This is a genomic window from bacterium (genome assembly GCA_036524115.1).
Classification (GTDB): Bacteria; JAUVQV01; JAUVQV01; order JAUVQV01; family DATDCY01; genus DATDCY01.
In genome coordinates this window covers 1-7,722 of the sequence record DATDCY010000203.1, presented here as the reverse complement: position 1 = coordinate 7,722, position 7,722 = coordinate 1, and the positions used below count along the sequence as shown (strand labels likewise).

The 7,722-nt window shown below is 69.6% G+C and carries 3 protein-coding genes; 2 read left to right on the top strand and 1 reads right to left on the bottom strand.

Annotated elements, in window-relative coordinates; all coding sequences use genetic code 11:
* A partial coding sequence (locus tag VI078_09780) for a hypothetical protein (GenBank protein ID HEY5999571.1) occupies positions 1-5,226 on the bottom strand: 5,226 nt, incomplete at its 3' end.
* A gap of 408 nt (positions 5,227-5,634) precedes the next feature.
* Here VI078_09780 and hisF point away from each other — a divergent pair.
* Both hisF and VI078_09770 read left to right on the top strand, forming a co-directional pair.
* Entirely contained in the window at positions 5,635-7,224 is a 1,590-nt protein-coding gene (gene hisF, locus VI078_09775; protein ID HEY5999570.1) for an imidazole glycerol phosphate synthase subunit HisF, read from the top strand.
* Between the two features lie 15 nt (positions 7,225-7,239).
* Positions 7,240-7,722: hypothetical protein (locus tag VI078_09770; GenBank protein ID HEY5999569.1), on the top strand; the 483-nt coding region annotated here is incomplete at its 3' end.

Genomic DNA, 7,722 nt, shown 5'->3' with positions numbered 1-7,722 from the left:
GTCCCACTTTTCCTGGAGGAGACCGCCGCCATCATAGGCAAAGACGTACCCCGTGTTGCCCGGGTAGGTCACCCGCTCCAGGCGGCCGTTGGTCACCGCGAGCGCCGTCCGGCGGCCGTCGGCAAGCACGATGGCCGTGGGCGCGCCGGCGCCGTCCCGCTCGATGGTCGTCGTCTTGCCGAAGCGATCCGTGACCGAGACGAGCCGCTCGCCGTCGTAGCCGAAGGTGTAGAGATTGACCCGGGTGGCCAGATCGACCGTCGCCTTGTGCCGGCCCGCCCCCGAAAAGAGATACCCCAGCCCGCCCTCCGTAAAGAGGAAGTCCCCCGCATCGCCGAGCGTCTCCGTCGCGGGCGGCACCGCCAGCTTGTAGACATAGCCCGTGCCGACGCTGAGTTCGTACAGGGACCCCGCCGGATCGAACGCCAGGGCCCGCGGTTGCCAGGGGCCGGGCACCGAGTGGAGGATGCCGGCCCGATCGATGCGGTAGACCTGGTCGTCGGTGGAGATCAGGTAGAAGTTTCCATCCGGATCGATCGAGAGCCCCTGGAAGCCGCTGAAGTACGCCTGCCCGGCGGGGATGCCGTCGCGATTGGTCGCGTTGTTGCCGCCGCCGGCCACCGTCGCCACCCGCCCGTCGGGACTGAGCCGCCGTATCACCCTGCCGCCGTACGAGGGGTTGTATCCGGCAAAGAGGTTGCCCTCCCGATCGACAGCCAGCGCGTCGTAGACGCTTGCGCCGCTGAGGGAAGTCGTAAGCAACCCATCGGAGCCGACTTTGCGAATGCCAGCGAACCGGTCGATGTAGTACAGATTCCCGAGCGTGTCGGCGGCGACGCCACCGGCCGAGGGTAGCGATGGAAGACTCGCCGCCGCCGCCGGGGTCCCATCCGGGCTCGATCCCGACTGTCCGTTGCCGACAACCGTCGTGATCGTGCCGGCCGTATCGACCTTGCGGATCCTGAGATTCCCGCTGTCGAAGATGTACAGGTTGCCCGCCGGGTCGACGGCAAGGGCGGTGGGGTTCTTGAGCCGGGCGCTGGTTGCCGGACCGCCGTCTCCCGCGAACCCTCCGCCGTAGTTCCGGTCCTCCTGGCGGCCGGCGTAGACGCTCACCGCGCCGGCGCGGTCGATCTTGAGGACCCGGTGGACACAGGTGTCGCTGACGAACAGATTGCCCGCCGCGTCGAGGGCCATGCCGGAGGGGCCGCAATGAGAATCCACCCAGACGGTCGGGCTGCCTGCGGCGTAGACGCGCAGCGGCCGCAGGTCCTGGCGGAGGATCGAGCCGTCCCCCTCGAAGAGAACCGTCGGGTTGGCCGGCGACATCGTGTGGTGGATGGACAGATCCCACCCCTGTCCGAGGTCGGAGACCGGCAGGTTCCGTTCGATGTCGATCGTCGAGGTCTTCCACCAGGTGCCGTTCATCCGCGCGAGCGAGAACAGGGCGGTGGCGCCCGGGCGACCGAACGCGGGTGACAGCGACACGGTTGGGTTGGCCATATACGCGGGGTAGGTGAATCCTACTTCCACCGTGGCGGTGGTTGGCGTGGTCACCATGCGGCCCAGGTGGTCCAAGCCATCCCAGTCGAAGGTGGCGATCTGATTCGGGGCCGCCGGCAGCTTCTGCTCGAAGACGCGGCCGGCGACCGTCACCCGCACTTCGATTTCGTCCAGGCTGGCCGGAACCGTGGCGCCGCTGATCGGCACCGTGATCGTGCCGCGATAGCCCGGCACGCGGCCCGAGGCGTAGTGCAGCCGGAAGTCAGCCCCGGGGATGGGCACGTCGTCGTGGAAGATCCTGGCCTGGCTCTCGGCGTAGGAGCTGAGCGAGGCCCTGGGATCCGGCCCCCCGTTATCGCAGCCGTTGGGGTCGTCGTCATCAGGACCGCCGCCGTCGGGTCCGCCGCCGTTGGGACCGCCGCCAGCGGGGCCGCCGCCGTTAGGTCCGCCGCCCGGCGGTGGCCCGCCGCCGTTGGGTGGCCCGCCGCCATTTGGCGAGCCGGAGTCATTCGGGAAGACCCAGATCCAGGCGAAGTTCAGGTCCCAGGGGGTCAGATGCGTGATGGCCGCCCGCCAGAGCGTCGAGCCGGGCGGGTAGACAGCCGGGTCCTCAAGACCGCCCGCTTCGTCCGCATACTGCCCGTCGCCGTCGAGGTCGTCCGGCAGGCCGTCGCCGGTCGCATCCAGGGCGTCCGTCGCGCCGTCCCCATTGGTGTCCAGCAAGGCGACGCACTTTCCATCCTGCGAGGCAACCCAGCGGGCGAGCTTGAAGTCGTAGTAGCCCACCGGGACGGTCGTCCCGACGGGGATGCCGAAGAAGTTCTCGACGAAGAGCGCCGCGGGCTTGGAGAACCGCACGCTCGGCAGGCCGGAGGCCTTCAGGTCGACGCAGTAGGTGTAGATCGACTCGGGGGGCAGGACCGCCGGCATCGTCTCCGGCGTCGCGTATTCCGTGGCGCGCATCTCGAAGGAACTCAGCTCCACCTCCCCCGCATCGGTCATGGCGTAGACGCGGGTGTCGCCGGCGAGCGCCAACGTGGCCGCCCGCGATCCGAACGCGTCCGTCGTCACCGAGCCGCGGTGGACGAAGACGCTAGCCGGGTTGCCGTCCAGCGCAATCGTGGTCGCCAGCGGGTCCTCGGGGAGCATCACCACGGGTTCGACCGGGGCGATGTCGTTCCATCCCACGTTGATCAGACGCTGGGCGGGGAGGAAGCCTTCGCGCTCCAGGTTCAGCACGATCGCCCCGCCGCCCTCCACCGGCAGCGTGTAGACGCCATCCGCGCCGGAGGTGGCCGTTCCCAGCTCCGGGCGCGTGTGGACGGTGATGCGCACGCCGGCCAGCGCTAGGCCATCCCGGCCGAGTACGCTGCCCGTCACGAGGGCGAACCGCTTGACGTCGTAGGCGCCGATGGTGGCGTCCGCCGGGACGATGTCCTGGTAACGCGCGCCGAACTGGCCGGCCGGGATCGGCGCCGGCGAACCCTCGACGGAGACGCGGACCGATGCCGCGTACACGCCGGAGGCCCCGACGGCCGTCAGCCGATAGGTCGTGCTTGCAGCGGGCGAAACGGCGACGCTTCCCGACGCAGCCACGATGCCCACGCCCGGCTCGATGACCACCTGGTCTGCCGCGTAGCTGCGCCAGGTGAGCGTGGACGAGCCGCCCGGCGCGATTGTCGCCGGGGAGGCGCTGATGGTGGCTTCGATGCCGGGAGGGGTCACCGCGACGGTTGTCTCGCCGATCGTGACGCCGCCCGGACCGGTTGCCGTGAGGCGATAGGTCGTCGTCGCAGCGGGCGCCAGGACGAGGCTGCCCGTCTCCGCCACCGCGCCGATACCCTGGTCGACCGAGATCGCGGTCGCGTTCGTCGTGGACCAGTTCAGCGTCACGCTCTCGCCCCGGACGATGGTTTCGGGAGTCACCGCGAGGCTGACCGTCGGCGGTTGGAGAACCGTGACCGTCACCTGGGTGCTCGCGCTGCCGGCCAGCCCTGAGCAGGTGAGCGTGTATGTCGTCGTCTCCGCCGGACTGACCGTGACCTCGCCGCTGGCGCCCACCGGGCCGATGCCCGGAAAGATGTCGACGCTCGTCGCATCGGTCGAAGTCCAGGACAGGATCGAGGCTTCCCCCAGCGCTATCACGGCGGGCGTGGCCTGGGCGCTCAACGTCGGCGGGGGGACCACGATGACCGTGACTTGGGCGGTCGCGGCTCCCGCCGGGCCGGTCGCCGTTGCGGTGTACGTGGTTGTGGTCAGCGGCGCGACGGTCGCGCTTCCGTTCATGTCCACCGCGCCGACGTCGGGCGAGATGGTCACCGCCGTGGCATCGGCGCTCGTCCAAATGAGCGTGGCCGTCTGCCCCAGGCCGATCGTCGCGGGGCTCGCAGAGAAGGCGATGGTCGGCGGCGGAATGACGATGATCTGCACCTGGCTGGTCGCCGTGCCTCCAGGACCGGTCCCGGTGATCGTGTACGTGGTTGTCTGCGAGGGCGAGACCGCCTGGCTGCCGCTGGCACCCACGGCCCCGATGCCCGGCGCGATGCTCACGGTCGTCGCCGCCGAGGACGACCAGGAAAGCGTGCAGGACTCCCCGGCGAGGAGGGTCGTGGCGGACGCGGAGAGCGTCACGCTCGGAGGAGGATGGGCGCTGACCGTCACTGTCACCTGCGCGGTCGCGGAGCCGTAGGGATTCGTGGCGACAATCGTGTAGGCCGTCGTGAACTGGGGCGTCACGGCGCGCGTCCCTTGGCCGGCGAGGGGAATCGAGCCGGGCGAGAGCACCACCTGGGTCGCAGCCGTCGACGTCCACGACAGCAGGGACGACTGCCCATAGACGATCCCCAACGGGTTCGCCGAAAGCGACACAGTCGGCGGCCCGGTGATCACGGTGATCGTCACCTGGGCGCTTGCGCTCCCGCCGGCGCCGGACGCCGTCATCGTGAAGGTCGTGGTCTGCCGCGGCGTGACCGCGAGCGAGCCGACGGGCACGAGGTTCGGGATTCCCGGCGTGCCGACGCCGCCGCTCCCGGGCGAGAGGCTGCAGGACGTGGCTCCGGTGGTGGTCCAGGAGAGCACCGCCGGCTGACCCGGCATGACGCTCGTCAGGTTCGCGGAAAGAGAGATGGTCGGCGGCGTGGAGGCGACGGTCACCTGGACGCTGTCGGTGCCGGAGATGCCATCCGTCCGCGTGGCGGTCGCGACCAGCGTATTCGCGCCCTCGGCGACCGGGACACCGGAGGCGGAGAAACTGCTGCCGCTGATGGTCGCCGCCACGCCGTTGACGTCGACCGATGTGGCGGTCGCGTTGAGATGTCCGGAGACCGCGGCGGTCGGCGCGTTGAGAAGCGCCCCTTCGAGCGGGGAATCGATGACGATGAGCGGGTAGAGCTTGAGAATCATCGCCCCGCCCGGTTTGCCGCGGACCTCGACACGCAGTGTGTTCTGACTTTGGAGCGAGACCGGGACTTCGAGGTATGCGACGTTCTGGCTGAAGTTGCTCGAGTTCAGGATCTCCGTGCCGTTCAGCGTGATGATGCTGGCGCTGACCAGCTCGTACGTCGCGTCCTCCAGTCCGCCGTTGTAGACCTTGAAGACGAATCCCCTCGCGGGCTCAGGCGCCGCGAAGGTGAAGTCAAAGACCGTTGGTGCGCCGCTCCCGCGCTGGCACGTCTCGGGACCGAAGACGAGGTCGTCTGCGACGGCGACGGAGGGAAGGGTCAAGACTGTGAGTAGCAGCCCGAAACATGCTGCGATGTGCCCGCGGAACGCCGTCCTTGGTGCCATCTGCCCTTCCTCCTTGCGTCATCCGAACGTGAGTTCTGCCTGCCCCCCGATGCCGTCTGGACGGACACCCGCCCCTCGAAGCTTGGTTCTTTCGGTCCATACGCCCGCGGTTCTTGGGGCGCTGCAAATGCGGTATACTTGCCTATTGCGATCAGGATCGGCGTGTCGGGAGACTAGCAAACGGAAATCGGAGAATCAAGACAAGACTTATCCCGGTGAAGCCGGCGCCGGCGCGGTGGCAGGGCCGCGCAGTCGCGAACGCGCACACGTGCGACCGGCCGCCTGCGCCGGCGACATCCGGTATAATCCCCCCGCACAAACGGAAAGGACCCTGACCACCACGCCATGGGCACCGTCACCCTCCTCGACTACGGCGCAGGCAACGTGCGCAGCGTGCGCAACGCCATCCGGGCGCTCGGCTTCGACGTGCGCGACGTCGCCTCGCCGGCGGACATCCTCGCGGCCGAGCGGCTCGTCTTCCCCGGCGTCGGGGCGTTCGGCAGCGCCGTCGGGCGCCTCCAGCAGGACGGCTACTTCGAGCCGCTGCGCCAGCGACTGCTCGAGGGCAAGCCGTTCTTCGGCATCTGCATCGGGCTGCAGGTGCTCTTCGAGGGGAGCGAGGAGTCCCTCGGGGCGACCGGCCTCGGGATCATCCGCGGCATGGTGCGCCGCTTCCCTGCGGGCGGCCTCGCGGTGCCGCACATGGGCTGGAACGGCATTAACATCCGCAAGCGCTCGGCGCTTTTCGAAGGCTACGGCGGCGAGAAGCTCTACTTCGTGCACTCCTACCGCGGCGTGCCGGACGAGCGCGACTGCGGCTGGGTCCTGGCGACGACCGACTACGGCGGCGAGTTCGTGAGCGCGGTGCAGAAGGGCGCGGTCGCCGCCGTGCAGTTCCACCCCGAGAAGAGCGGCGCCGCCGGCCTCGACCTGCTGCGGCGCTTCCTCACGGCCGATGATCTCGCCGCGGGCCCCGAGCCGCCGCCGTTCCCCGCCCCGACGCGCCTGGCGAAGCGCATCATCGCCTGCCTCGACGTGCGCACGAACGACGCGGGCGATCTGGTCGTCACCAAGGGCGACCAGTACGATGTGCGCGAGGCCGGCGAGGTGCGCAACCTCGGCAAGCCGGTGGAGCTGGCGCGCCGCTACTACCAGGAGGGCGCCGACGAGATCACCTTCCTCAACATCACGAGCTTCCGCGAGGAGCCGCTGGCCGACCAGCCGATGCTCGAGGTGCTGCGGCGCACCTCGGAGAACGTCTTCGTGCCGCTGTGCATCGGCGGGGGCATCCGCGGCTACACGGACGCCGCCGGCCGGCGCTGGTCCGCGCTGGAGGTCGCCAGCGAGTACTTCCGCTCCGGCGCCGACAAGATCTCGATCGGCTCGGACGCCGTGGCGACGGTCGAGGAGTACCTGCGCACCGGCGCGGCCACCGGCGAGTCCTCGATCGAGCAGATCGCCCGGGTCTACGGCAACCAGGCGGTCGTGATCTCGATCGACCCGCGGCGCATCTGGGTCGACTGCCCCGAGGGGATCCCGCAGCGGGTCTTCCCGACGGCCGAGCACGGCCCGGAGGGCGAGCGTTTCTGCTGGTTCCAGTGCACGGTCAAGGGCGGTCGCGAGGGGCGCCCGGTGGACGCGGTGACGCTCGCGCAGGTCTGCGAGAGGCTCGGCGCCGGCGAGATCCTGCTCAACTCGATCGACCGCGACGGCACGAAGGCCGGCTTCGACCTGGAGCTGGTCCGCGCCGTGAAGTCCGCCGTGTCGATCCCCGTCATCGCCTCCTCGGGCGCCGGGACGCCGGCGCACTTCGCCGAGGTCTTCGAGCACACCGACGTCGAGGCCGCGCTCGCCGCCGGCATCTTCCACCGGCGCGAGGTGCCGATCGCCGCGGTGAAGGAACACCTGAAGACGCGCGGGATCGAAACGCGCTGACGAAAGGAACGTCTCATGTCGATAGCACTGGCCCTGGAGAAGGACGGCGAGCTGATCGTCGCCTCGGACACCCTCACCAGCTTCGGGCACACGAAGGTCCCGCCGACGCTCCACGCCGCGCAGAAGATCCGGCGCGTCGGCGACTCGTACCTCGCGGCCACCGGCTGGGGCCTCTACGAGAACATCCTCGACGACGTGCTCGCGCGTCGCGGGCGGGTGCGGCTCGGCTCGCGCGCGCAGATCTTCGAGTTCTTCCTGCGTCTCTGGACCGACCTGCACAAGCGCTACTCGTTCGTGGACGACCAGATCGACGAGAAGGAGTCCGGGCCGTTCGGCAACCTCGATTCGACCTTCCTGGTGGCGAACCGCGGGGGCATCTACTACGTCGGGCCGGACATGAGCGTGACCGAGGTCGAGCACTACTTCGCCATCGGCTCGGGGGCGCAGTTCGCGCTCGGGGCGCTCCACGCGCTGCACGGCACGCGGATCGGGGCCGAG